General features: G+C 61.6%; 23 protein-coding genes. 10 read left to right on the forward strand and 13 right to left on the reverse strand.

Translation table 11 applies throughout. From position 1 onward, the window contains the following. Nucleotides 1-55: 55 nt before the first annotated feature. Genes radA through HBA54_RS17045 form a run of 5 tightly spaced genes read left to right on the forward strand, consistent with a single transcriptional unit; the run spans nt 56 to nt 4,930 of the window. The gene (gene radA, locus HBA54_RS17025) at nt 56-1,486 is read left to right on the forward strand and encodes a DNA repair protein RadA (protein WP_167226779.1); all 1,431 of its coding nucleotides are present in this window, start codon (nt 56-58) and stop codon (nt 1,484-1,486) included. 29 nt (nt 1,487-1,515) lie between these two features. Next, nucleotides 1,516-2,220, forward strand: a complete 705-nt coding sequence (locus HBA54_RS17030; RefSeq protein WP_167226780.1) for a CvpA family protein — start codon at nt 1,516-1,518, stop codon at nt 2,218-2,220. Next, the gene (gene purF, locus HBA54_RS17035) at nt 2,217-3,689 is read left to right on the forward strand and encodes an amidophosphoribosyltransferase (protein ID WP_437126212.1); all 1,473 of its coding nucleotides are present in this window, start codon (nt 2,217-2,219) and stop codon (nt 3,687-3,689) included. The genes HBA54_RS17030 and purF overlap by 4 nt, the downstream gene beginning before the upstream one ends. A 27-nt stretch (nt 3,690-3,716) precedes the next feature. Continuing rightward, a complete protein-coding gene (locus HBA54_RS17040) occupies nt 3,717-4,211 on the forward strand; it encodes a DUF2937 family protein (protein ID WP_167226782.1) in 495 nt (164 codons plus the stop codon). Continuing rightward, nucleotides 4,211-4,930, forward strand: coding sequence for an SDR family NAD(P)-dependent oxidoreductase (locus tag HBA54_RS17045; RefSeq protein WP_167226784.1), 720 nt, complete (start codon nt 4,211-4,213; stop codon nt 4,928-4,930). The genes HBA54_RS17040 and HBA54_RS17045 overlap by 1 nt, the downstream gene beginning before the upstream one ends. A gap of 32 nt (nt 4,931-4,962) precedes the next feature. On the opposite strand, the gene HBA54_RS17050 is transcribed toward HBA54_RS17045, so the two are convergent. The 5 genes from HBA54_RS17050 to HBA54_RS17070 all read right to left on the reverse strand — a co-directional run bounded on the left by HBA54_RS17050 (nt 4,963) and on the right by HBA54_RS17070 (nt 9,997). Beyond that, entirely contained in the window at nt 4,963-5,736 is a 774-nt protein-coding gene (locus HBA54_RS17050) for an alpha/beta fold hydrolase (protein ID WP_167226786.1), read from the reverse strand. A 33-nt stretch (nt 5,737-5,769) separates the two neighbouring features. After that, a complete protein-coding gene (gene der / locus HBA54_RS17055) occupies nt 5,770-7,119 on the reverse strand; it encodes a ribosome biogenesis GTPase Der (RefSeq protein WP_167226788.1) in 1,350 nt (449 codons plus the stop codon). A 90-nt stretch (nt 7,120-7,209) separates the two neighbouring features. Further along, nucleotides 7,210-8,541, reverse strand: coding sequence for a PQQ-like beta-propeller repeat protein (locus HBA54_RS17060; protein WP_167226790.1), 1,332 nt, complete (start codon nt 8,539-8,541; stop codon nt 7,210-7,212). 7 nt (nt 8,542-8,548) lie between these two features. Then, nucleotides 8,549-9,193, reverse strand: a complete 645-nt coding sequence (locus tag HBA54_RS17065; protein WP_167226792.1) for a tetratricopeptide repeat protein — start codon at nt 9,191-9,193, stop codon at nt 8,549-8,551. Nucleotides 9,194-9,445: 252 nt separating this feature from the next. Then, entirely contained in the window at nt 9,446-9,997 is a 552-nt protein-coding gene (locus HBA54_RS17070) for a thioredoxin family protein (protein WP_167226794.1), read from the reverse strand. Nucleotides 9,998-10,242: 245 nt separating this feature from the next. On the opposite strand from HBA54_RS17070, the gene HBA54_RS17075 reads away from it, so the two are divergent. The 3 genes from HBA54_RS17075 to HBA54_RS17085 all read left to right on the forward strand — a co-directional run bounded on the left by HBA54_RS17075 (nt 10,243) and on the right by HBA54_RS17085 (nt 11,845). Continuing rightward, the gene (locus HBA54_RS17075) at nt 10,243-10,599 is read left to right on the forward strand and encodes a hypothetical protein (protein ID WP_167226796.1); all 357 of its coding nucleotides are present in this window, start codon (nt 10,243-10,245) and stop codon (nt 10,597-10,599) included. A 181-nt stretch (nt 10,600-10,780) separates the two neighbouring features. Further along, nucleotides 10,781-11,110, forward strand: coding sequence for a DUF2794 domain-containing protein (locus tag HBA54_RS17080; protein ID WP_167226798.1), 330 nt, complete (start codon nt 10,781-10,783; stop codon nt 11,108-11,110). Between the two features lie 366 nt (nt 11,111-11,476). Then, a complete protein-coding gene (locus tag HBA54_RS17085) occupies nt 11,477-11,845 on the forward strand; it encodes a PilZ domain-containing protein (protein WP_167226800.1) in 369 nt (122 codons plus the stop codon). 77 nt (nt 11,846-11,922) lie between these two features. Here the strand turns inward: HBA54_RS17085 and HBA54_RS17090 are convergent, their stop codons facing one another. From HBA54_RS17090 to HBA54_RS17100, 3 genes are all read right to left on the reverse strand, one after another. Next, nucleotides 11,923-12,876: a methyltransferase domain-containing protein gene (locus tag HBA54_RS17090; RefSeq protein WP_167226802.1), complete on the reverse strand. Its 954-nt coding sequence runs from the start codon at nt 12,874-12,876 to the stop codon at nt 11,923-11,925. A gap of 308 nt (nt 12,877-13,184) precedes the next feature. Beyond that, a complete protein-coding gene (locus HBA54_RS17095; protein ID WP_167226804.1) occupies nt 13,185-13,562 on the reverse strand; it encodes a hypothetical protein in 378 nt (125 codons plus the stop codon). A 463-nt stretch (nt 13,563-14,025) separates the two neighbouring features. Further along, complete coding sequence (locus tag HBA54_RS17100) at nt 14,026-14,121, reverse strand: GMP synthase (glutamine-hydrolyzing) (RefSeq protein ID WP_205944712.1); 96 nt, start codon at nt 14,119-14,121, stop codon at nt 14,026-14,028. A gap of 265 nt (nt 14,122-14,386) precedes the next feature. Here HBA54_RS17100 and HBA54_RS17105 point away from each other — a divergent pair, with 265 nt between their 5' ends. Then, nucleotides 14,387-15,163: a class I SAM-dependent methyltransferase gene (locus HBA54_RS17105; protein WP_167226806.1), complete on the forward strand. Its 777-nt coding sequence runs from the start codon at nt 14,387-14,389 to the stop codon at nt 15,161-15,163. Between the two features lie 99 nt (nt 15,164-15,262). On the opposite strand, the gene guaA is transcribed toward HBA54_RS17105, so the two are convergent. From guaA to guaB, 4 genes are all read right to left on the reverse strand, one after another. After that, on the reverse strand, nt 15,263-16,810 hold the full coding sequence (gene guaA, locus HBA54_RS17110; protein ID WP_167226808.1) for a glutamine-hydrolyzing GMP synthase: 1,548 nt from the start codon (nt 16,808-16,810) through the stop codon (nt 15,263-15,265). A 75-nt stretch (nt 16,811-16,885) separates the two neighbouring features. Further along, complete coding sequence (locus HBA54_RS17115) at nt 16,886-17,428, reverse strand: GNAT family N-acetyltransferase (RefSeq protein ID WP_167226810.1); 543 nt, start codon at nt 17,426-17,428, stop codon at nt 16,886-16,888. Beyond that, the gene (locus tag HBA54_RS17120; protein ID WP_167226812.1) at nt 17,425-18,732 is read right to left on the reverse strand and encodes an RsmB/NOP family class I SAM-dependent RNA methyltransferase; all 1,308 of its coding nucleotides are present in this window, start codon (nt 18,730-18,732) and stop codon (nt 17,425-17,427) included. Before HBA54_RS17120 ends, HBA54_RS17115 begins: the two co-directional genes overlap by 4 nt. A 73-nt stretch (nt 18,733-18,805) precedes the next feature. Then, complete coding sequence (gene guaB, locus HBA54_RS17125; protein ID WP_167226961.1) at nt 18,806-20,269, reverse strand: IMP dehydrogenase; 1,464 nt, start codon at nt 20,267-20,269, stop codon at nt 18,806-18,808. A 200-nt stretch (nt 20,270-20,469) separates the two neighbouring features. Between guaB and HBA54_RS17130 the strand changes: the two genes are divergently transcribed. Then, a complete protein-coding gene (locus tag HBA54_RS17130) occupies nt 20,470-20,919 on the forward strand; it encodes a host attachment protein (protein WP_167226814.1) in 450 nt (149 codons plus the stop codon). Here the strand turns inward: HBA54_RS17130 and HBA54_RS17135 are convergent. Then, the gene (locus HBA54_RS17135) at nt 20,916-21,707 is read right to left on the reverse strand and encodes an RlmE family RNA methyltransferase (protein WP_167226816.1); all 792 of its coding nucleotides are present in this window, start codon (nt 21,705-21,707) and stop codon (nt 20,916-20,918) included. The two genes, HBA54_RS17130 and HBA54_RS17135, sit on opposite strands and share 4 nt — an antisense overlap. Nucleotides 21,708-21,712 lie beyond the last annotated feature (5 nt).

A 21,712-nucleotide genomic window follows, 5' to 3' on the forward strand; every position in this document is an offset into this window, starting at 1 on the left:
GCGGGCCAGCAGCGCAAGACCCCCGGCATAACCTGCCGGAAGAAAGACGATAGCCATGGCGAAGACCCAATCCCGCTATGTCTGCCAGGGCTGCGGTGCAGTCGCCGGTAAATGGTCCGGGCGCTGCGAGGGCTGCGGCGCTTGGAATTCCATGACCGAGGAGGTGCTGGAGAAAACGCCCGGCGGCCTTTCGAGCCGCGGCAAGGCATCGCAGAAGCTCCAGTTCGTCGATCTGAAGGGCCAAAGCGCACCGCAGCCGCGCCTGGTCTGCGGGCTGGCGGAATTCGACCGGGTAACCGGTGGCGGCCTGGTGCCGGGCTCAGCGGTCCTGGTCGCCGGCGACCCGGGCATCGGCAAATCGACCTTACTGCTTCAGGTCGCGGCCCGCCTGGCCGGCGGCGGCAAAAACCCCGCCTCCGCCTGTGCTTACATCTCAGGTGAAGAATCGATCGATCAGGTTCGGTTGCGCGCAAGACGCATGGGCCTGGCCGAAGCACCGGTGCAGCTTGCCTCCGCCACCTCGGTGCGCGACATGGTGGCCGGCCTGGACCAGCAGCAGGTCCCGGCCGTGGTGATCGTCGATTCGGTCCAGACCCTTTATATCGACAGCCTTGAGTCGGCGCCGGGAACCGTCTCCCAGGTCCGCGCCGCCGCGCAGGAACTGATCCGCCTGGCGAAAAAACGGGGCTTCAGCCTGATTCTGGTGGGCCACGTCACCAAGGAGGGGCAGATTGCCGGCCCCAAGGTCCTGGAACACATGGTCGACACCGTCGTGACCTTCGAAGGTGATCGCGGCCACCACTTCCGGATCCTCCGCGCCTCGAAGAACCGATTCGGGCCGACCGACGAGATCGGCGTGTTCGAAATGACCGACCGCGGACTGGAGGAAGTGGCCAATCCCTCGGCCCTCTTCCTGGCCGAGCGGCGCGGTAACGTCGCCGGCGCCGCGGTCTTCGCCGGACTGGAGGGAACTCGGCCCCTGCTGGTGGAAATCCAGGCCCTGGTATCCGCCTCCCCCCAGGCAACGCCGCGCCGGGCGGTGGTTGGCTGGGATTCCAGCCGGCTGGCCATGGTGCTGGCGGTTCTGGAGGCGCGATGCGGGCTGGCTTTAGCCGGGCAAGAGGTATATTTGAACGTTGCCGGCGGCCTTCGAATTGGCGAACCGGCAGCGGATCTGGCCGTCGCGGCGGCCCTGGTATCGGCGGCATCGGGACAGGAAGTGCCGGAAGAAACAGTGATTTTCGGTGAAATCGGCCTTTCCGGCGAGATCAGGCCCGTCAGCCAAGTGGAACTGCGCCTTAAAGAAGCCGAAAAGCTGGGCTTCACTCGGGCCTGGGTCGCCCCAAGAGCCAAACGCGGCGCCGGCAAGGGGCGACTCGAAGGCGGCGGTCTGGCCGTTGAGGAGATATCGCACTTGCAGGATCTGGTTGCCCGCTTCACCAAACCGCAGCCGCGCCCCTTAAGGGCGCAGCCTTCGGCCCACTAGAAGCACACGCAGGAACAGACAAGAGCGCAATGGACAGCTTGCCGATCAATCTGGCGGACCTGATTGTTATCATCGTCCTCATCGTCTCGGGCATTTTCGCTTTTGTCCGCGGCTTTGTGCATGAGGTCTTCGCGATCGGCTCCTGGATCGCCGCGACTTTCGTGACCCTCTATGCCTTTCCCCACGCGCAACCGCTGGTCGAGCAGTACATCCCGACGGAATTCTTCGCCAGCCTGGTGACCGGCGTTGTTATCTTTCTGGTCTCGCTGGTTCTCTTCTCCATGCTCACCCGCCTGCTCTCCAACCGGGTGCAGGAAAGCAGCCTGGGGGCACTGGATCGTTCCCTGGGCCTGTTGTTCGGCTTTGCCCGTGGCGCTGTCATCGTCGTGCTGGCCTGGCTGGCGCTGACGTTCCTGATGCCCGAAGAAGACATGTTCGAGTGGGTGAAGGACGCCAGGAGCCGCCCGATGGTCGAGTGGGGCGCCGACCGGCTGATGATCCTGGTGCCCGCGGGCATGCTTGAACGCGGCAGCGAAGCAGCGGAAGAGGCCCGGCGCCGGGCCGAAGAACTGCGCCGACAGGAACAGACCTACCGACAACTGGTCAGCCCGCTTCGGAAAGCCGATGCGCCGGAAAGCCAGCCGGAGTATAACGAGAACATGCGCGGCGAGATCGAAAAGGCCATCGAAGGCCTGATCGGCGAGGAGCCCGCGCCAGAAGGGAACAAGCAGTGATTACCACCAATCCTCTGGTTCCTGCCGACGGCATGGACGACGACAAATTCCACGAGGAATGCGGCGTTTTCGGTATCTACGGCCACCCGGACGCCGCCGCCCACACCGCGCTGGGGCTTCATGCCCTGCAACACCGCGGGCAGGAGGCAGCCGGCATCGTCGCCTTCGACGGCAAGCATTTCAACGCCCACCGCGATCTCGGCCAAGTCGGCGACATCTTCTCGTCCAGTGCGGTCATCGCCAGGCTGCCCGGCCATGCCGCCATCGGGCACAACCGCTACGCCACCACCGGCGAAACGGCGCTGCGCAACGTTCAACCGCTCTTCGCCGACCTCTCCAACGGTGGTTTCACCCTGGCCCACAACGGCAACCTGACCAACGCCCGCGCGCTGCGCCACGGCCTGGTGCAAAAGGGCGCGATCTTCCAGTCGACCACCGATACCGAAGTCATCATCCATCTGATCGCCACCTCCGAAGCGGGCAGTCTGATCGACCGTATGACCTCTGCCCTGCGCCAGATCGAGGGCGCCTACTCGCTGGTCGCGATGACCGACAGCTGCCTGATCGCCGTGCGCGATCCCCTGGGGGTCCGCCCGCTCGTCCTCGGTCGCCTGGGCGACACCAATGTCGTCGCTTCGGAGACCTGCGCGCTGGATATCATCGGCGCCGAGTTCGTCCGTGACGTGGAAGCCGGAGAGATGCTGGTCCTCGACGAATCGGGCGTGCACTCGCTGCGTCCCTTCCCGCCCGCACCGCGCCGGCCCTGCATCTTTGAATACATCTACTTCGCCAGGCCCGACTCCATGATGGAAGGCACCAGCATCTATGAGGCGCGCAAGCGCATCGGCATGGAACTCTCAGACGAAAGCGCGGTCGCCGCCGACGTGGTGATCCCGGTGCCGGACTCCGGCGTTCCCGCCGCGATCGGCTATTCCGTCCGCTCCGGCATTCCCTTTGAGCTGGGCATCATCCGTAACCACTATGTCGGGCGAACCTTCATCGAGCCGGCCCAGCAGATCCGCAATCTGGGGGTGCGCCTGAAGCACAACGCGAACCGCAACTCGATCGAGGGCAAGCGCGTTATCCTGGTAGATGACTCCATCGTGCGCGGCACCACCTCGGTCAAAATCGTCGAGATGGTCAGGGCCGCCGGTGCCGCCGAGATACACATGCGCATTGCCGCGCCGCCGACCATGCATTCCTGCTTCTACGGCATCGACACGCCGCAGCGCGAAGAACTCCTCGCCTCCTCGCTCGATGTTGCCGGCATGGCAAAACATATCGGCGTCGACAGCCTTGCCTTTGTTTCCCTCGACGGCCTCTATCGGGCCATGGGTGAGACTGGCCGCGATGCGAAAGCACCGCAGTACTGCGACGCCTGCTTCACCGGCGACTATCCGATCCGCCTGACCGACTTTGAGCAGAGCGACAGGCCGGCCCAGCTTTCCCTGCTGGCAGAGCGCGCCTGAGCCGCCTGAACCTGTATCGCCGGTTTCATGTTCGCCCGCTTCTTCTACACCCTCTTCGCCGCCGCCGGCGGGGCCGGCTTTTCCCAGTTCCCCGAGTATCTCGCCCACTATCTGCAGCGCCTTGGCGGCCGCATCGATCAGGCCAGGGTCAGGGTATCGGAAATCAAAGAGGACGCGGCGGAGAAAGGCATGAGCGTACCCGACTACATCGCAAGCTTCACGGCAAGCGATCCCCACGGCCTGGAAGGCGAGCGCATGCGTGAGAGCTTTTTCGACCTGGCAGACATGGAAACAGCCTATGCGGCACTCACCTCTGCTCCCACGCTGCAGCGCCCGGTCACCTTCATCGAACACTTCGACAGCGGGCTGGTCGGCGCCACCCTCGGCGACTTCGCGCCGGCCCTGCCGCTGACCCCGGAGGGATTCATCTATGGCGCGACAGGTGCGCTGGCCGGACTGCTGCTCTGCGGCGGATCGCGCCGCGTCCTGAGACGCCGCAAAAACAGGAAAGTGGAAGCCTGATGCCCAGTGAAACCGGCCGCCTGGCAGGCCGCATCGCCGTGATCACCGGCGCCTCCCGCGGCATCGGCGCCGCGGTAGCCAAGCGGTTTGCCGCTGAAGGTGCGCAACTGATCCTGATCGCCCGCACCGTCGGCGGGCTGGAGGAACTGGACGACGCCATCCGCGCCGAAGGCGGGCTGCAACCCGTCCTGGTGCCCCATGACCTGCGCGACGCCGAAGGGCTGGACCGCCTCGGCGCCTCCCTGAACGAGCGTTACGGCAAACTGGATATCCTGATCGGCAACGCCGGGATCCTGGGGCCGCTGACCCCCGTCGCCCACATTCCTCCCGCTGTCTGGCAGGAAGTGATGGAGGTGAACGTCACCGCCAACTATCGCCTGATCCGCAGCCTCGATCCGCTGCTGCGCCTCTCCGATGCCGGCCGTGCGGTCTTTGTCACCTCCGGCAAGGCGAGCAGCGGCTTGGCCTATTGGGGACCCTATGCCGTTTCCAAGGCTGCCCTGGAAGCCCTGGTGCGCAGCTATGCTGCGGAGGTCACCAAGACCAACATCCGCGTCAACCTGCTGTCGCCGGGAGCGATCCGTACCGGCATGCGCGCCGCCGCCTTCCCCGGTGAAGACCCCGAAAGTCTGCGCCCGCCGGAAGCCCTTTGCGATCACTTTCTGGAGCTCGCCAGTCCCACGTGCCAGCGCAATGGCGAGGTCGTGGCGGCAGAGTAGATTTTCAGAAATTTACTATATATTACAATATACTAAAATCTGACTTTCATCTCATCCAGGAACTCTAGAACGGCACTGTTGAAGGCCCCCGGCGTTTCGAAGTAAGCCGAGTGGCCGGCACCGGGTAGCTGCATCAGGTGCGCGCCTGGGATCGCTTGCGAGACCTCTTCAATGACCTGCGGCGGAAACAGCCGGTCCTCGGGGCTGGTGAGCATCAGCGTCGGCACCGCATAGCCTTTTAGATCCTCGCGGCTTACCGTCCGCGCCCGGGTCAGACGCAGAACGGGCTTTGGAAAATTGCTGTTCAGGGCCGAGATCTGCCGGCAGAGATGGGCCGCGGCAGGGTTGTCTGCTACGAAGCTGTCGCCAAGCTGGCCGGTGCCGGGCTTCACGGCGCCGGAGGTCAGGCGCTCGATCGCCGCGTTCGCCAGGGGCACGTCGAGCCCACCCGGCGTGTTGCAGAGGACGAGGGCCGCGATGCGCTCAGGATAGGCGATTGCAGCCTTCAGACCGCCCCATCCGCCCATGGACTGACAGACCAGGCTGGCCTTATCGATGCCCTCCGCGTCGAGGATCGCCAGGATGTCGCGGTGGAAGTAGTCGCAGGAGAAATGCTCCGCATCGCAGCGCGAGCGCCCAAAGCCACGATGGTCGAAGACGATGACCCTGTAGAGCTCCGCGAAGACCGGCACCTGTTGCCACCAGCTCAGGGTATTCCCGCCGCGACCGTGGGCGAAGACCACCACCGGCCCCTCACCGTGAGATTCATAATTGAGGCTCGCCCCTTGCGTATCGACCGTCGCCATAGCGCCCCCCGAAAGCTTCCGATGCGGGTCAGCTTACTTCTTTTTGGCGTAGGGGTTTTCGCCTTTTCGAATGTTGATGCGGATCGGCGTGCCCGGAAGATCAAAAGTCTCGCGCAGGCCGTTTTCCAGGTAGCGCAGGTAGGACGTCGGCAGGTCCTGGGGCTTGGTGCAGAAGATGGCGAAGGTCGGCGGCCGCGACTTGGCCTGGGTCATGTATTTCAGGCGCACCCTTCGCCCGGCGCTGGCCGGGGGCGGATGGGCCGCGGTTACCGCTTCGAGCCAGCGGTTCAGATCCGCTGTTCCGATCCGCCTGTTCCACACCTCATGGGCCCCAAAGACAGCCTGCATCAAGCGGTCGATGTTGTGCCCCTGCAAAGCCGAGAGGGTTACCAGGGGAACACCCCGGACCTGCGGCAGAGAGCGTTCGATGCGCTCGCGAATCGCCAGCAGGGCGGCGTCGCGGTCACGGCAGGAATCCCATTTGTTGACGCCGATGATAAGGGCACGCCCCTCGTCCACCACCATGCGTGCGATGGTCAGGTCCTGTTTCTCCAGGCCCTCTTCCACGTCCAGAAGCAGCACCACGACCTGGGCAAAGCGGATCGTCCGCAGCGTATCCGCCGTCGACAGTTTTTCGATCTTTCCGGTTACCCTGGCCTTGCGGCGCAGCCCGGCGGTGTCGACAAGACGGATCGGCCGTCCCTCGAACGCCCAGTCGATGGCGATGGAATCGCGGGTGATGCCGGCCTCAGGTCCGGTCAGCAGGCGTTCCTCGCCCAGCAGCTTGTTCACCAGGGTCGACTTGCCGACGTTCGGGCGCCCGACGATAGCAAGCTGCAACGGACCGGCGGCTTCGGCCGCCTCATCCTCAAGGCCTTCCTCATCCGCCTCAGGAATCGCTGCCTGGATGGTATGAAAAAGGTCGCTCATACCGAGGCCGTGTTCGGCCGAGATCGGTATCGGCTCGCCGAGCCCCAGGGCGTAGGCTTCCGCCAGGCCGGCCTCTGCCGCCCGCCCCTCGCACTTGTTGGCGACCAAGGCGACCGGCTTGTTGCTGCGCCGCAGCCAGTTGGCGAAGTGTTCGTCCAGCGGGGTCAGGCCGGCGCGCACATCGATGACCAGAAGCGTAATATCGGCTTCTTCCAGGGCGCGCTCGGTCTGAACGCGCATGCGCCCCTCCAGGCTGGCATCGAAGCGCTCCTCCAGCCCGGCGGTATCGATCACCCGGAAAGTGAATCCGAAAAGATTGCCCTCGCCCTCCCGCCGGTCGCGGGTAACGCCGGGCGTGTCATCGACCAAGGCCAGCTTCTGGCCGACCAAGCGATTGAAAAGGGTCGATTTTCCCACGTTCGGGCGACCCAGGATGGCAACGGTGATAGTCATAGCCCTGGCATAGGCGCTCAGCGACGCTCCTGCAAGCCCGCCCTCATGGGGGTCAATGCGACCGGACCAAGGCCCAGCCGCGCCCGACGGTTAACGAAGCGCGATCAGCTGGCCACCGTGGGTCAGCAGGAACAGGCTGTTGTTGGCCACCACAGGAGAAACCGCGGCCCCGTCACCCAGATCGAAGAAGCCCAGCGGCTTGCCGTCATAAGGCGATACCGAGAGCACCTCGCCATGGGAGCCGGCGACCACCAGGCGGTCGCCCGCAAGCACCGGCCCGGACCAGCGGATCGGTTCATCCGGGTCGTCGGGGTCAACGAAACGCGGCAAGGGCTGGACCCAGCGGATCCGCCCGTCACTGCGGCGCAGACAGACGAGTTGGGAATCCTTGGTCAGAACGTAGATGAATTCACCGGCCGGCCAGGGCATCTGGACGCCGCCCAGGTCGGCCTGCCAGGCGCGCACGCCCTGACGCAGGTCCACAGCCAACATCCGGCCGGCATTGCTGACGGCGAAAACAAGATCGCGATCGATGACCGGCAGGCCGCGAATCTGCGCGATGTCGCCCAGAGGGTCGGTCTGCCTGATGGCACTGAGGCTCTCCGACCAGACGATCCGGCCGCTGTCGGTCAGCATAGCCAGAATGTCGCCGGAGCTGTACGGCACGATGACCGTGTTGCCGACGACCGCCGGGCTGGCAGAGCCGAGCAGGCCGGCGGTTTCCTGAACCCCGACATGGTTCCACAGGCGCTCGCCGCTTTCCGCGTCGACGACGATCGTCTGATTGTCGAAGGTCACCGCGAAAACCCGGCCGTCGCTGACGACCGGTGCGCCGCGCATCGGCGCCGGCGCCTTGTGCTCCCAAAGCACCTCACCGCTGCGCGCATTCAGCGCGAAGATCTTGGCGAAGCCGGTGGAAACGAAAATCTTGCCGTCGCCATAGGTGATGCCACCGCCGAAGAAGCCGTCGTCCTCGTCGTCGTCCTCAAGGTCGACGCGCCAGACCCGGCTGCCGCTGCCGGCCGAAAAGGCGGAGACCAGCGAACGGGCATCCATGGCATAGACCAGATCGCCGACGACCAGGGGCTGCGCCAGGATCTGCGCGACATCACCAGAGCCCTCGCCGACGTCCGCGCTCCACACCCGTCGCGGATTGGCGCTCAGCGAGAGATGGTACATGGCATGGGCCGCAGAACCGCCCGGCTGAGACCAATCGGTATTCACGTAGGGTTCGGGCAGGCGCACCGCCACGTCGGCGATGCCGGGGTCGGCCCGCAGGCCGCGTTCGATCGCCAGGATCGCAATGCGCTCACCGGGCAGCGGCGGGTCTTCCGACTCACCAAAAAAATCGTCGAAGCTACAGGCGCCAAGACCAAGCAGAAGGACGAGCGGCAGGAACGCACGCGAAGCAGATAAAGCCATCAGAGAATCATCCCGGCAGGGTGGAGAGCAACTCGGCGGCACGGGCACGGCTGCCCGCAGGCGCGTTGGGATCGTCGGTAATGCTGCTGAGGTGCTGGCGGGCCATATCCTGATCCCCTTCCCTCAACGCCAGTGCGGCCAGAAGCTCCAAGGCCGTAAAGCGATAGGGCGCATTCACGGCGGCGAGAACCTCAAGCCGGCTTCGCAGGGTCACCGGGTCGCCCTCGTCCATTTCCTGCATCACAGCATAAAGATCACCGAGCGCGGTAATGGCAGGTATCGCAGATCCATCAGCGGCGAGATCGCCCCAGGTTTCCGCCGCCGCAACGTCTTCACCGGCCTCGGCAGCCAGACGGGCCTCGGTCAAAGCCGCCAGCAGGGGGTAACCGCTGCCGGACGGGTCGCTCAGCGCCTTCAGGGCCCTGCGGCCCTCCGCCTCGTTGCCCTCTTCGATCATCGCCAGGGCTGCGGCGTAGCTATCCGATTGCTCGCCGCGCAGCTTCTGGTCATAGGTCCGCCAGCCCTGATAACCGGCGGTGCTCAAAATCACCACAGCGGCCGCAACATAGATATAAAGGCTATAGCGCTTCCACCAGTCCGCCGCCTTGTCGCGACGAAGGTCTTCTTCGACTTCCTTAAAGATGTCGGCCACTCAGTACTCCTTGACGCTCGCTTCCCGGGACGCTCGATCCCCGGCGCGGATCCCCCAACCTAGCCCTGCCCGCCTGTCATTGCCTGAAGGCTCGGAAGAGATGCCGCCGCCCGGACGAGGTGGACTTTAGATTCTGCACGATGACGGCGCCTCGTTGATAAAGCCCCGAGGGGCAAGCATCAACCTTCTAATCGCCCTGGGGTCGGATGGGCACGGCCTCTTTGGAGGGACAACACGCCCAGGATGATCGCTTCAGGCTGCCTTCCATTTGATGCTGCAACCCATAGAAGCGATCTGCTCCCGGGGGCCGCGACCCGTCTCCGCCACGGCTTTCATCGCCTCATAGAGTTCGCGCCGGGCATCGGGCACCACCGTGGTCTTGGATTCGTCCAAGCGGCCGCGATACTGAAGTTCCAGGTCTTTGTTGAAGCCATAGAAATCCGGGGTGCAGACGGCCTCATAGGCGCGGGCGATTTCTTGTGTCGGATCAACGAGGTAGGGGAAATCTATGCCATGGTCTCTGGCAAAGGCCTTCATGTTCTCAAAGGAATCCTCGGGATAGGTCGAGGCATCATTGGCGTTGATCCCCGCGACCCCGATGCCGAGAGCCTGCAGGGCCCTGGCTTCCTCAGCCAGCCGGCTGGCTATGGAGCGCACATAGGGGCAATGGTTGCACATGAACACGATCACCGTGCCCTTGGGCCCCGCAACCTCCTTCAGGCTATAGGTCCGCCCATCGATGCCCTGCAATGAGAAGTCGACCGCTTTCCAACCAAACTCACAGATCGGTGGCGTCGCCGCCATGTCTTAGCCCTCCACAAGAATCTTTGATTTCAATTGCTTACGCCGTCTTTATGGCAAATTTTGACAACGCCCGCACGTTAACATTTTTTTCAACGCAGCAGGAGACACTAGAGCCTCGGTGTTTTGAAGGGGATTTGCGGCATCAGGCAGCAATTTCCCTTGGGCCCTCCAGGCCTCCGAGGCCGGGCAGGCGTCCGGAGATCGATGAACGGGCGGCAGACAGCCGGTCAGCAGGAGCTCAAGGTATGAGACGCAGCCCCTTGTTTCCTATAATGGTTCCACTAGTGGCAATCGGCCTGGGTGCCTGTGACCCCGCGTCCCAGGCCATGATGGCCGGCGCCAGTCTGGTCAGCTTCGTCCACACCGACAAAACCCTGAGCGATCACATCGCCACCTGGGCTTTCGACAGCGACTGCTCGATCCTCTATACGGCCAACGGAGAGCCTTATTGCCAGCGTTTCGAGACCGAAGAGGATCGTCGCGCCGCGGAGGCCGAGGCCGCCGCCCAGACCGCGCAGACGCATTGCTATCGCACCCTCGGCGGCATTACCTGCTACCGCGAGCCGGACACCATGGCGAGCAGTCAGGCACGGGTCCAGTAGCCCCTGCTCCGGCGGCTTCTCTCCCCCTCTCAACCTCCAATCCGATCCCGGGCCGGTTCAGGACCAAGCCGCCCGATCACTTTTGCTGCGCCGCACAAAGCTCCTCTCTGGACGGCGCCGCAAAATTCAGGAAAACTGTTTCCGTTAAAGGAATAAGACACTCGGGAGACTGACCGCGTCCATGAGTCAGCTGTACCGCTTCAGCGAACACCGCAAGACGCCCAGGCGCGTATTCTTCAGTCGAACCGAACTCAATCAGCTGCTGTCGGTCTACAGCCGCCACGTCGCCAGCGGCGACTGGCGTGACTACGCCATCGACCAGGTCGGCGGCGCCGCGATCTTTTCGGTCTTCCGCCATACGCACGATGCCCCCCTGTTTTCGATCGCCAAGCAGGGCAGCGCACGCAATCCGGAGTTCGTGGTCTTCTCCGGGCGCGAAAAACTCAAACGCACCAAAATCTTAGGAGATGCCCTTAAAGTATTTAAGGGCAAACTTAAGGTCGTATCTTAAGAACGCTGAACACCAGTTTATCCAAGTGCGTTTCCGGAAAAACCTTCATCTGACTAATATGTCAGAAAAATGCTATATTAACTTGATTTATATGAACAAATCACTGATATCGCGCATAGCGATATTTCGACCGCCTTTAACCTAGTTACTTAAGTGCTGCGCAATCTCTGCGTGGGACAATGAGAGAATTCCTGAGCTTTCCCCAATCGGCTTATGGAAGAGTATCTGTCTCGATCGGGCCAGCGGTAGCTTTCCCCCAATCTGCCGCTGGCCCACCCCTAATCAGGAATTCGCCAAACAGAGTCCTTGGCGAAATGGGGCAGAGAGCCCCAAGCCATCCCCCCGTCGCCGCCGGAGGAAGTCGTCATGCCGCAAGATCAGAACGTTACACTGTCCAGCCAGTCGATCGAGGATACCTCGGTCGGCAAGGATGAGCGCCGCCGCTTCATCCGCGCTGCCACCATCCTGAAAGCCCGCCTGCTGACGGACAGAGGCGCGCTTGACGGCACGGTGCTGGATGCCTCCCTGAACGGCGTGAAGGTCTGGACCTCCGGCAACATCCCCACCGGAACCGCCGTGACCCTGGTGCTTGCCGGCTCGGTCTACTTCGGTGGTGAGGTTGTGTGGCGCAGCGGCGAGACGTTGGGCATCTGCTTCCATGACGACCCGGAAAAGGTCGCCAGCATTATGGCCGCCCTGCTGCCGCAACGCTGCCTCCAGGTCGGCCACGCCTGAGCCCACCCCGAAGCCGCCCTACTCCCACTCAATAGTATAGTCTACGCAATTCTTGGTTACACATTGTGCGAGCCGCATTAAACACTTGTTGCACTTGGGTCATATGTAAAAAAGTTATTACTGATACATCGAATTCGCGGTTCAATATCTTTGACATGTGAAGGAGCCGTGCAGATAAAACAAACGTCATCAGAGACCAAACCTGTCTCCTCCAAAAACACTTCAAAGCCTTCTATAAATTTTGATGGATGAAAATAAACCGATCTGTCGTCGACATACCCAGCTTTATCGGGGTTCATGTCAAGTGCCACTATTGATTCCATCCCCCCTTTAAGAACACTCATTAATTTCTCAAAATTTTCATTTATTCCCCAGATAGCGAACACTTTAAATCTCCGCAGGCCGAAGTCTTCAAAAAATTTTTGCGGATAGTAAGTATTGGCCTGAACTTGACACTCTCGGCCCTTCATGTATCGCGAGGGAGCATCCATCACTGGAGCAAGTACTGGCTTTTCAGCATGACCTACGAACTCAAAGACTGATACGAATCCAAACTTTCTTGAGCAATCATCCCAACTAGAAGACAGCATATTAAAACCGAATCGTGCTGCAAGAGCTTGAAGTGATGTAATTTGAAAGTGTTGTTGATGCTCATGCAAAAGTCCACTGTAGTCCCTGTCATAGATTTCCACCCCAGGGACTTCAATAATTAATTTAGTTTGCAGCGTCGACAGATCTCTGAACGTCTCGAAAATTTCATCCAAACTTAAAATGTGCTCCAAAACAAAATAGCTGGTGATTATATCGTACTTATTTTTAAGCGTTCTTTCGTCACTTATCACATCTATTGTGTCTACCTCCCACTCAAGTTGTCGCAGACGATGATGAAAGTGTCTTTCTGAATTTGAGCCATAATCTAATAACGTTACTATTTGCTCGGCTCTAAAAAAATTTTGAATAATAGAAATTCTTTTTTCGATATCGTAGTCTTCTGCAATGTGGATGACCTGATCACAGTAGTAGGCTTTCAAAAAACTTTGAGACGGCGGCACTGAATTGAAGATATGCCCGCAATACCCGCAAAATATTGGTACATGAATAAAGCTGACAGTCCTTTTGGATACGCTTGTAAAACGCGACGAGGTTAGTGAGTATGAAGTGGTGAATGCATCCGATGATGGAGCGAGACAACAAGGGCAGGGCTTCATTTCTTCTTCCTACCCTCAGCCAACGCACCTTTCAGCATTCCAGCTGTGATGCCGAACTCTTTGCGCAAACGCTTCACTTCTTTCAAAGCATTCGAACGTCCTGTTTTCTTCGACATCGGTCAGCCCCTTCTTCAAACGGGACCAACTGATATCCAGCGCAAAAACGGACTGAGGCAGGTTCTCTTTTTTAGATTATTCAGAACGCCGGTCAGCGTTGTGATCTCGCCGGCACCAATGTCCAGCATCGTTGAAGGGGATTCGATGTGTTGATCAAGTACTGATGCAAGCGCCCGGTAATACGCCGATGTCTCCTCTTCATTGCTCTTTACGGCGTCAATAGAGGTTCCGGCTTGCAGGTCGTAGGCGACCTCAATTATGTCACTTGGGCGAGTCTCCGGTGGAGTACTATCCCTCAAGAACTGAGTAAAATTTCCGCCATATTTGTAAATGTTCTTTGCAGACAGCATATCAAAATAGGTAAGGGACCCGGTTTTGTATTGCACTGTCATTGACTTTCGTTTTACTTCTATTCAAACCCTTCTATCTGTGAGAGAGATTCGTTCAAGACATTGATTTGTTTAATCAAAAAACAAAGAATTCAGGGAATTTATGTTCGGAACTACTAATCACACCATAGATAGCACTTCGCTCAGATCGCACCTCCCTTACCGATCATCTAGATGATGATGCGCCCTGTCGGACGCGCCAGGAAGTCATGGCCGGCAAGGTCGCTACACCGCGCGGCGGAGCAACTTGATTAAGCGCCCAATCGCAGTACCGCTGGTTCGAGTCTCCGCATCCGGGTCATGGCACCGCTCGTCAGGCTGCAAGATGTTGGGTCATCGCAACTCAACCGCTGGTCAAAAGTGCTATTGCCATCAAATCGCCATAGCACCAGATCGGCCAACCACCGAAAGCCGTTGCCAGTTCCCGTAACGTCCGCACGTTAAACAGTGTAACGCCCGTCTACTCTCACTCGATGGTGCCGGGCGGCTTTGAGGTGACGTCGTAGACCACCCGGTTGATGCCGCGCAGATCATTCGAGGCCGGCGAGCGGCGCGGGTTCACGCTCGGCGCCTTTCAGCCTCTGATGTTCAAAGGCTTGGAAATGGGCGGAGAAGAAATCGGCGCCCGCATGTAGCGCGACATGAAACAGGCCCGCAGCACCTTCGCCCCATTGAAAGAAGAACGGCGGATCCAAGCCGCCAAGTAGCCGACGTTTCTATCCGGCCCAGACAGCTTGACTGACCGGCTAATTTTATTGATCTGGAATTACCCCGTTGATTCAAGTATTTTCGCTGCGGGAAATTACTATGCCGCAAGGGCGAATATTTTGAATACGATAGATAACGTCTCAAAAACTCTTCAATCCGCCTATGACGAGCAATACACGGACAGTATGACGGAGTGGAGAGAACTCGGCGGCAGATACAAGGCTCAAAACATTATCGATGTCTGCAAGGGGTACAGCTTTTCCAAAGTACTAGAGTGCGGCGCAGGTGAAGGCAGCATCTTAAAAGAACTCGAAAAAAAAGAGTTCGCCCCGAGGCTATATGCTCTCGAACTGTCCGATAGCGGGATATCTCAAATAAGAAAAAGACAGATGAAGTCTTTGAACGAGGTATTGAAGTTTGACGGCTATAACATTCCCTATCCAGACAAAGAGTTTGATCTCGCTTACTGCTCGCACGTCATCGAGCATGTGGAGCACCCGAGAATTCTTCTAAGGGAGCTGAAAAGGGTCAGCGAATACCAAGTCTTCGAGATTCCGCTCGACTATTCGCCAAACGCCGATGAGAAAGTGCACCACTTTCTTTCCTATGGCCACATCAACATTTTCACGCCCAGCCTGTTCAAGTTCTTACTCAAATCGGAAGGCTTCGAGATATTAAGCGAGCGCTTTACACAGTCCCATGAAGAGATCATCCGCTTCAACTGGTACAGAAACCAAGGGCTGCCGAAGTCTCTTAAAAACGAGATCAAGCTCAGACTTCGCCCTCTACGTAATAACGTCAAACGGTTCGTTTACGGGAAAAAACGCCACGAAGAGTTCGGGCACTCCGCCTATACTTGCCTGGCAAAAAGCCGTGGCGAGTTGAAAATATTCTAGAGCAGATTCACCTTGTCGGATGGAATCGCCGGAGGCGATTCATCGACGAGGTGAATCTGCTCTAACTATTTGATGTAAGAGATTTCTGGAGCGCGGGAACTACTCCCACTCAATAGTTCCCGGCGGCTTTGAGGTCACGTCGTAGACCACCCGGTTGATGCCGCGCACCTCGTTGATGATACGGGTCGCCGCCCCGGCCAGGAACTCGTGGTCGAAGGGATAGCTCTCGGCCGTCATGCCGTCGGTCGAGGTGACCGCGCGCAGGGCGCAGACGTAGTCGTAGGAGCGGGCATCGCCCATCACCCCCACGGTCTTCACCGGCAGCAGCACGGCAAAGGCCTGCCAGATGGCATCGTAGAGCCCGGCCTTGCGGATGGCATCCAGATAGACCGCATCGGCCTTGCGCAGGATATCGGCCTGCTCGCTGGTGACCGCCCCGGGGATGCGGATCGCCAGGCCGGGCCCGGGAAAGGGATGCCGGCCGACCAGGCGTTCCGGCAGGCCGAGTTCGCGCCCAAGATCCCGGACCTCGTCCTTGAACAGCTCGCGCAGCGGCTCCACCAGTTGCATGTCCATGCGCTCCGGCAGACCGCCGACATTGTGGTGCGACTTGATGGTCACGCTGGGCCCGCCGGTAAAGGAGACCGACTCGATGACGTCGGGATAGAGGGTGCCCTGGGCCAGGAAGTCGGCGCCGCCGATCTTCGCCGCCTCCTCCTCGAAGACATCGATGAAGGTGCCGCCGATGATCTTGCGCTTGCGCTCCGGATCCTCGACCCCCGCCAGCTTTCCGAGGAAGAGATCCTTGGCGTTCCGGTGCACCAGGGGAATGTTGTAGTGGTGGCGAAAGACCTCGACCACCTCTTCGGCCTCGTTCAGCCGCAGCAGCCCGTGGTCGACGAAGATGCAGGTGAGCTGCTCGCCGATGGCTTCATGGATCAGCACCGCAGCGACGGAGGAATCCACACCGCCGGAGAGGCCGCAGATCACCCGGGCATCGCCGACCTGCTTGCGGATCGCCTCGACCGCCTGCTGGCGGAAGGCCGCCATGGTCCAGTCGCCGCTGCAGCCCGCGACTTTATGGGTGAAGTTCGCCAGCAGCTTGGCACCGTCGGGCGTGTGCATGACCTCGGGATGGAACTGCACGGCATAGATCTGCCGCGCCTCGTCAGCCACCACCGCAAAAGGTGCGCCCTCAGAGGTTCCATAAACCTTGAAGCCCTCGGGCAGGCGCACCACGCGATCACCGTGGCTCATCCAGACCTGGTGCTTCTCCCCCGTGGCCCAGATGCCCTCGGTCAGGCTGCAGTCGGCCTGCATCTCCACGAAGGCCTTGCCGAACTCCTGATGGTCCGAACCCTCGACTTCGCCGCCCAACTGGGCGCAGAGGGTCTGCTGGCCGTAACAGATGCCGAGGATCGGAACCCCGAGATCGAAGACCTGTTGCGGCGCGCGGGGTGTGTCGCTGCCGGTCACCGAGGCCGGGCCGCCGGAAAGGATGACCGCCTTGGGGGCGAAGTCCGTAATCCGCTGTGGGTCGGTATTGAAAGGAAAGATCTCACAGTAAACCCCGCTCTCGCGCACACGGCGGGCGATGAGCTGGGTCACCTGGGATCCAAAATCAAGAATCAGGATACGATCGGTCATGCAGTGCTTCCGAATTGAGCGGGCGGACAGGGCCCGCCGAGGCTGTGATACAAAGACAGGCTGGGCCGCGGTCTATCAAACACCGCTCTGCGCCAGCCAGGATTCCAAATCAGGCCAACCGTAGGCCAGCTCTTCCAGCGCGACACCGGCGAACTTTTCCATCCGTTCACCGGCATGCTCGCCGCCCATGGCCTGATAGAAAAAGCGCGAGGGGTTCTCGGCCAGTACCCAGACAAAGGCGCCGCGGTGCCCCTCTTTCGCCAAGGCTTCAAACGCCGTCGCGAGCAACCGGCGCCCCAGCCCCTGGCCCTGCCAGTCCACCGTGATATAGAGGGCGAAGACTTCGCCGCTATAAGGCTGCTCCTTGCTGCGCGACGGCCCGAAAGACACGAAGCCGACGATCTCCTCATCGACCTCAGCCACCATCAGGTCATTGCCCTTTTCTGCCTGGGCGGCCGCCCGGTGCCATTGGGCCGATGCGCGGGCCACGGTCATGCGCGCCAGATAGTCGGTCGGCACCAGGCCGGCATAGGTGCTCTGCCAGGTCTCGACATGAACCCTGGCGATCCCGTCGGCATCGCGCGTCAGCGCCGGGCGCAGAACGGCGACCTCGGTCATGCCGGCCCCTCCCGCTGGAGGATCGCGACGAAAAACCCGTCCGTGCCCTGCCGGGCCGGCGTCAGCGTCAGAAACGGCCCGTCGCCGGGAAAGGCACCGCCGATCACCCGTTCCCAGGTTTCGGCGGCGGGATGTAGGGAGAACTGCGGATGGTTCTGCAAAAATGCTTCCACCTGATCCTCGTTTTCTTCCGGCAGCAACGAACAGGTAACGTAGACCATTCGGCCACCGGGCCGCACCAAGGCCGCTGCCTTTGACAGCGTTTCCTGTTGGGCAGCGCGATAGCGCGCCAGGTCCGCCGGGGTCAAGCGCCAGCGCGCATCCGGTTGCCGCCGCCAGGCACCGGTCCCCGAGCAGGGGGCATCGATCAGGACACGGTCGAAACAGGCGGCCAGGTCTTCCGCCCCGGCCAGATCGGCAAGCACCCGGCGCTCCACGAAATCGGCGCCCGCCCGGCGCAGACGCGCCACTGCACGGTCCAGACGTGCCCCGTCGACATCCGCCGCCAGCAGGCATCCCTGCCCCGCCATGGCGGCGGCCAGCGCCAGGGTCTTGCCGCCGGCACCGGCACAGACATCGGCAACGGCCATGCCGGGCGCCGCATCGCAAAGCAACGCCGCAAGTTGCGACCCCTCATCCTGGATCTCGACCAGGCCACCGACATAGGCACGGCTCGATCGCAGGGCCCGCCGCCCCGAGACGCGCAGGCCCAGGGGTGACAGAGGTGTCGGTTCCGCTTCGATCCCCTCTGCCGCCAGGGCGGCAAGGGCCGCGGCTCTATCGGTCTTCAAGGTGTTGCAGCGCAGATCGAGTGGCGCTTCCTGCAGGAGGGCATCCAGTTCAGCCTCGACCGCCGGCCCGAATGCCCGGGTGAAGCTCGGCATCAGCCAGCCGGGAGTTTCGTGACGCACCTCTTCCGGCTGAGCATCCGTCGAAAGCGCCTGTCCCTGCAGGCTCTGCAGGACCACCCCTTCGTCCTGGGTCAGCACTGCAGGCCCATAGCCTTCGCCGTTGCACAGCCCTTCAAGGGTCTCGACGGTCTCCTGGCCTGAGAGCAGCAGGAAGGCCAGGGTTTCGCTTCGGCCCCAGGGCGGTCTGCCCTTGCATTGCCCGAGGTGCCAGGCAAGCCGCGCCCGATGCCGCAGGACGGCGTATGTCAATGCGCTGATCGCCCGGCGATCCTTGGAGCCGATGTATCGGCGCTGGCGGTAGTAGTCGGAAACCGTCTGTTCGGCCGGACGCGCGGCCTGATCAAGCTGCCCGACAACCTCGATCACCGCCTGGATACGCGCCGCCGGCGTCATCGCCGCCCCGCCTTGCGGCCATCAGGACACAATTCAGGCCCTGCGAAATGGCGGAATGAAAAAAGGCCGGCGATCACATCTCGTTGCGGTAGTTGGGCGCCTCGCGCGTGACGGTCACGTCATGCACGTGGCTTTCCCGGAGGCCCGCATTGGTGATGCGCAGGAAGCGCGCATTGCTTTGAAGGTCGCTCAGGGTGGCGCTGCCCGTGTAGCCCATGGCAGCCCTCAAGCCGCCGACCAGTTGATGGATCACGGCGCCGACGGGCCCTTTGTAGGGCACCCGGCCTTCGACGCCTTCGGGCACCAGCTTCAGATTGTCGGCGACTTCCTGCTGGAAATATCGATCAGCCGATCCACGCGCCATGGCGCCGACCGAGCCCATGCCGCGATAGGATTTGTAGGATCGGCCCTGGAACAGAAAGACCTCGCCCGGGCTTTCCTCGGTACCGGCAAAGAGCGAACCGATCATGGCGGCAGAGGCGCCGGCGGCCATGGCCTTGGCCAGATCGCCGGAGAACTTGATGCCACCGTCGGCGATCACCGGGATACCTTTCTTCTGGCAGGCCGCCACCGTGTCGATCAGCGCCGTCAACTGGGGCACCCCGACACCGGCCACCATGCGGGTCGTGCAGATCGAGCCCGGGCCGATGCCGACCTTGATCGCATCCGCCCCGGCGTCGACGAGTGCGCGGGCACCCTCGGCTGTCGCCACGTTCCCGGCGATGACCTGAGCGGAATTCGACAGCCGCTTGATTTCATTGATCGCGCCCATCACGCCGCGGGAATGGCCGTGGGCCGTGTCGACCACGATCACATCGACCTCCGCATCCAGCAGGGCTTCGGCCCGCGCCAGGCCATCGGAGCCGACACCGGTCGCCGCCGCTGCCCGCAGGCGGCCCTGCTCGTCCTTGCAAGCATTGGGGAAAGCCTTGGCCTTTTCCATATCCTTGACGGTAATCAGGCCGATACAGCGATAGTCCTCGTCGACCACCAGAAGCTTCTCGATGCGGTGCTGGTGCAGCAACCGCTGGGCTTCCTCCTTGCTGACCCCTTCCTTGACCGTAATCAGGTTTTCCCTGGTCATCAGGGCCAAAACCGGTTCCTGGGGGTTCTCGGCAAAGCGCACGTCGCGGTTTGTCAGGACGCCGACCAGGCGCTTGGTCTTGCGCTCCACCACCGGAATACCGGAGATGCGGTGGCTCTCCATCAGGGCCAGGGCATTGGCCAGGGGCTCGTCCGGGTGGATGGTGACCGGATTGACCACCATGCCGCTCTCGAATTTTTTGACCCGGCGGACCTCGTCGGCCTGCTGGTCAATGTCCAGGTTTTTATGGACGACACCGATGCCGCCGGCCTGCGCCAGGGCAATCGCCAGGCGGCCCTCGGTCACCGTATCCATGGCAGAGGAAATCAAGGGAATCCCCAGCTCGATGGAGCGGGTCAGCCTTGTGCGGGTGTCGGTCTGGCTGGGGAGAACTGCGGATTCCGCCGGCTCAAGAAGTACATCATCAAAAGTGAGAGCCTGACGGATTTCCATGCCGATCCCCTTGGCGGTGATTGGCGCCGCATCATACACAGGAGCTTCGCGATGCCAAGCGGTTTGCGGCGCAGCTCTGGCGCGCGTGCTGGTCATACCTGCCCCCCAAAGGCCGGGGCAGCTTGACCTGCATCATCGCGCCAGCCCGGCCAATCAGGCAACCTGACCGCATTCACCATGGATTTCCGGGGAAAATCGCCATGAAATCTGTTCGTAGCTGGATTGTCGTCGCCGATGGTGCCCATGCCCGTATTCTTGAGAACGACGGTCCGGGCAAGGGATTGACGCCCCTGACGGCGGAAGAGACGAATCGAACGCCCAGGCCGAGTCGGGAAATCGATGCCGACCGGCCGGGCCGCACCCACGACCGGATGGGCCCCGGACGCCATGCCATGGAGCCACCCAGCGACGCTCATCGAAACGAGAAACGGCGCTTTGCCGAGGATCTGGCGCAGCAGCTCAATACCGCCGTCCTGCGCCATCGCTACGACCGCCTCATCCTGATCGCGCCGGCCAAGACCCTGGGTGACCTGCGCCGCTCCCTCAACAAGGAAGCAACGGCGCGCATTCACGGTGAGCTGCCGAAGGACCTGACCCCTATTGCCGACGGGGACCTGGCGGACCATCTTGCCGAGGTGATCGCGCTCTAGTCGTCGCGCGCCTCGCCGCCGCGACCGCGAAAGCCGAGCGCCACCAGGTACATTTCCGACGAATCGGCCCGGCTGGCCGCCGGCTTCACATGGTGAACCTTGGCGAAGTCGCGTTTCAGGGCGGTCAGCAGATCCCGTTCCGTGCCGCCCTGGAGCACCTTGGCCACGAAGGCGCCGCCCGGGGCCAACACCTCCTGGGCAAAGAGCAGCGCCGACTCGGCCAGCGCCATCACCCGCAGGTGGTCGGTCTTCGCGTGACCGGTCGAGGCCGCGGCCATGTCCGAAAGCACAATGTCAGCAGGGCCGCCAAGGGCGGTCTTCAAGCGCCCCGGCGCGTCCTCGTCCAGAAAGTCGCCGACCAGCAGGTCGGCGCCGGAGACCGGCTCGACCTCCAGCAGATCGATCCCGATGATCCGGGTCGCGCGGCCGCAACGCTCTGCCACCACCTGGGCCCAGCCGCCGGGGGCGCAGCCCAGATCGACCACCCGCAAGCCGCTCTTGAGAAAATGAAAGCGATCATCCAGCTGAGAGAGCTTGAATGCCGCCCGTGAGCGATAGCCGCGCTTGCGGGCCTCGGCAACGTAAGGGTCGTTCAGCTGACGTTCGAGCCAGCGCGCCGAAGAGGCCGAGCGCCGTTTGGCGGTCTTTACCCTGACCTTCAGATTGCGGCCGGAAAGGTCCCGACCGCTGCCGCCTGCTGACGAGCCGCCGCGTGAGCCGCCTGCCCCACGGCCGCCGCCCTGTCCGCCGGAGCGCCCGCCCGAGCGCCCGCTTGGTGATCGCGCCAAACTCT

This window comes from Pelagibius litoralis (assembly GCF_011683915.1).
Lineage (GTDB): Bacteria > Pseudomonadota > Alphaproteobacteria > Kiloniellales > Kiloniellaceae > Pelagibius > Pelagibius litoralis.

Excerpts from the sequence above, each read along its gene's own strand:
- radA (WP_167226779.1), top strand. The coding sequence starts at position 56 with ATGGCGAAGACCCAATCCCGCTATGTCTGCCAGGGCTGCGGTGCAGTC.
- HBA54_RS17030 (WP_167226780.1), top strand. The coding sequence starts at position 1,516 with ATGGACAGCTTGCCGATCAATCTGGCGGACCTGATTGTTATCATCGTC.
- HBA54_RS17040 (WP_167226782.1), top strand. The coding sequence starts at position 3,717 with ATGTTCGCCCGCTTCTTCTACACCCTCTTCGCCGCCGCCGGCGGGGCC.
- HBA54_RS17045 (WP_167226784.1), top strand. The coding sequence starts at position 4,211 with ATGCCCAGTGAAACCGGCCGCCTGGCAGGCCGCATCGCCGTGATCACC.
- HBA54_RS17050 (WP_167226786.1), bottom strand. The coding sequence starts at position 5,736 with ATGGCGACGGTCGATACGCAAGGGGCGAGCCTCAATTATGAATCTCAC.
- der (WP_167226788.1), bottom strand. The coding sequence starts at position 7,119 with ATGACTATCACCGTTGCCATCCTGGGTCGCCCGAACGTGGGAAAATCG.
- HBA54_RS17060 (WP_167226790.1), bottom strand. The coding sequence starts at position 8,541 with ATGGCTTTATCTGCTTCGCGTGCGTTCCTGCCGCTCGTCCTTCTGCTT.
- HBA54_RS17070 (WP_167226794.1), bottom strand. The coding sequence starts at position 9,997 with ATGGCGGCGACGCCACCGATCTGTGAGTTTGGTTGGAAAGCGGTCGAC.
- HBA54_RS17075 (WP_167226796.1), top strand. The coding sequence starts at position 10,243 with ATGAGACGCAGCCCCTTGTTTCCTATAATGGTTCCACTAGTGGCAATC.
- HBA54_RS17080 (WP_167226798.1), top strand. The coding sequence starts at position 10,781 with ATGAGTCAGCTGTACCGCTTCAGCGAACACCGCAAGACGCCCAGGCGC.
- HBA54_RS17085 (WP_167226800.1), top strand. The coding sequence starts at position 11,477 with ATGCCGCAAGATCAGAACGTTACACTGTCCAGCCAGTCGATCGAGGAT.
- HBA54_RS17095 (WP_167226804.1), bottom strand. The coding sequence starts at position 13,562 with ATGACAGTGCAATACAAAACCGGGTCCCTTACCTATTTTGATATGCTG.
- guaA (WP_167226808.1), bottom strand. The coding sequence starts at position 16,810 with ATGACCGATCGTATCCTGATTCTTGATTTTGGATCCCAGGTGACCCAG.
- HBA54_RS17115 (WP_167226810.1), bottom strand. The coding sequence starts at position 17,428 with ATGACCGAGGTCGCCGTTCTGCGCCCGGCGCTGACGCGCGATGCCGAC.
- HBA54_RS17120 (WP_167226812.1), bottom strand. The coding sequence starts at position 18,732 with ATGACGCCGGCGGCGCGTATCCAGGCGGTGATCGAGGTTGTCGGGCAG.
- guaB (WP_167226961.1), bottom strand. The coding sequence starts at position 20,269 with ATGGAAATCCGTCAGGCTCTCACTTTTGATGATGTACTTCTTGAGCCG.
- HBA54_RS17130 (WP_167226814.1), top strand. The coding sequence starts at position 20,470 with ATGAAATCTGTTCGTAGCTGGATTGTCGTCGCCGATGGTGCCCATGCC.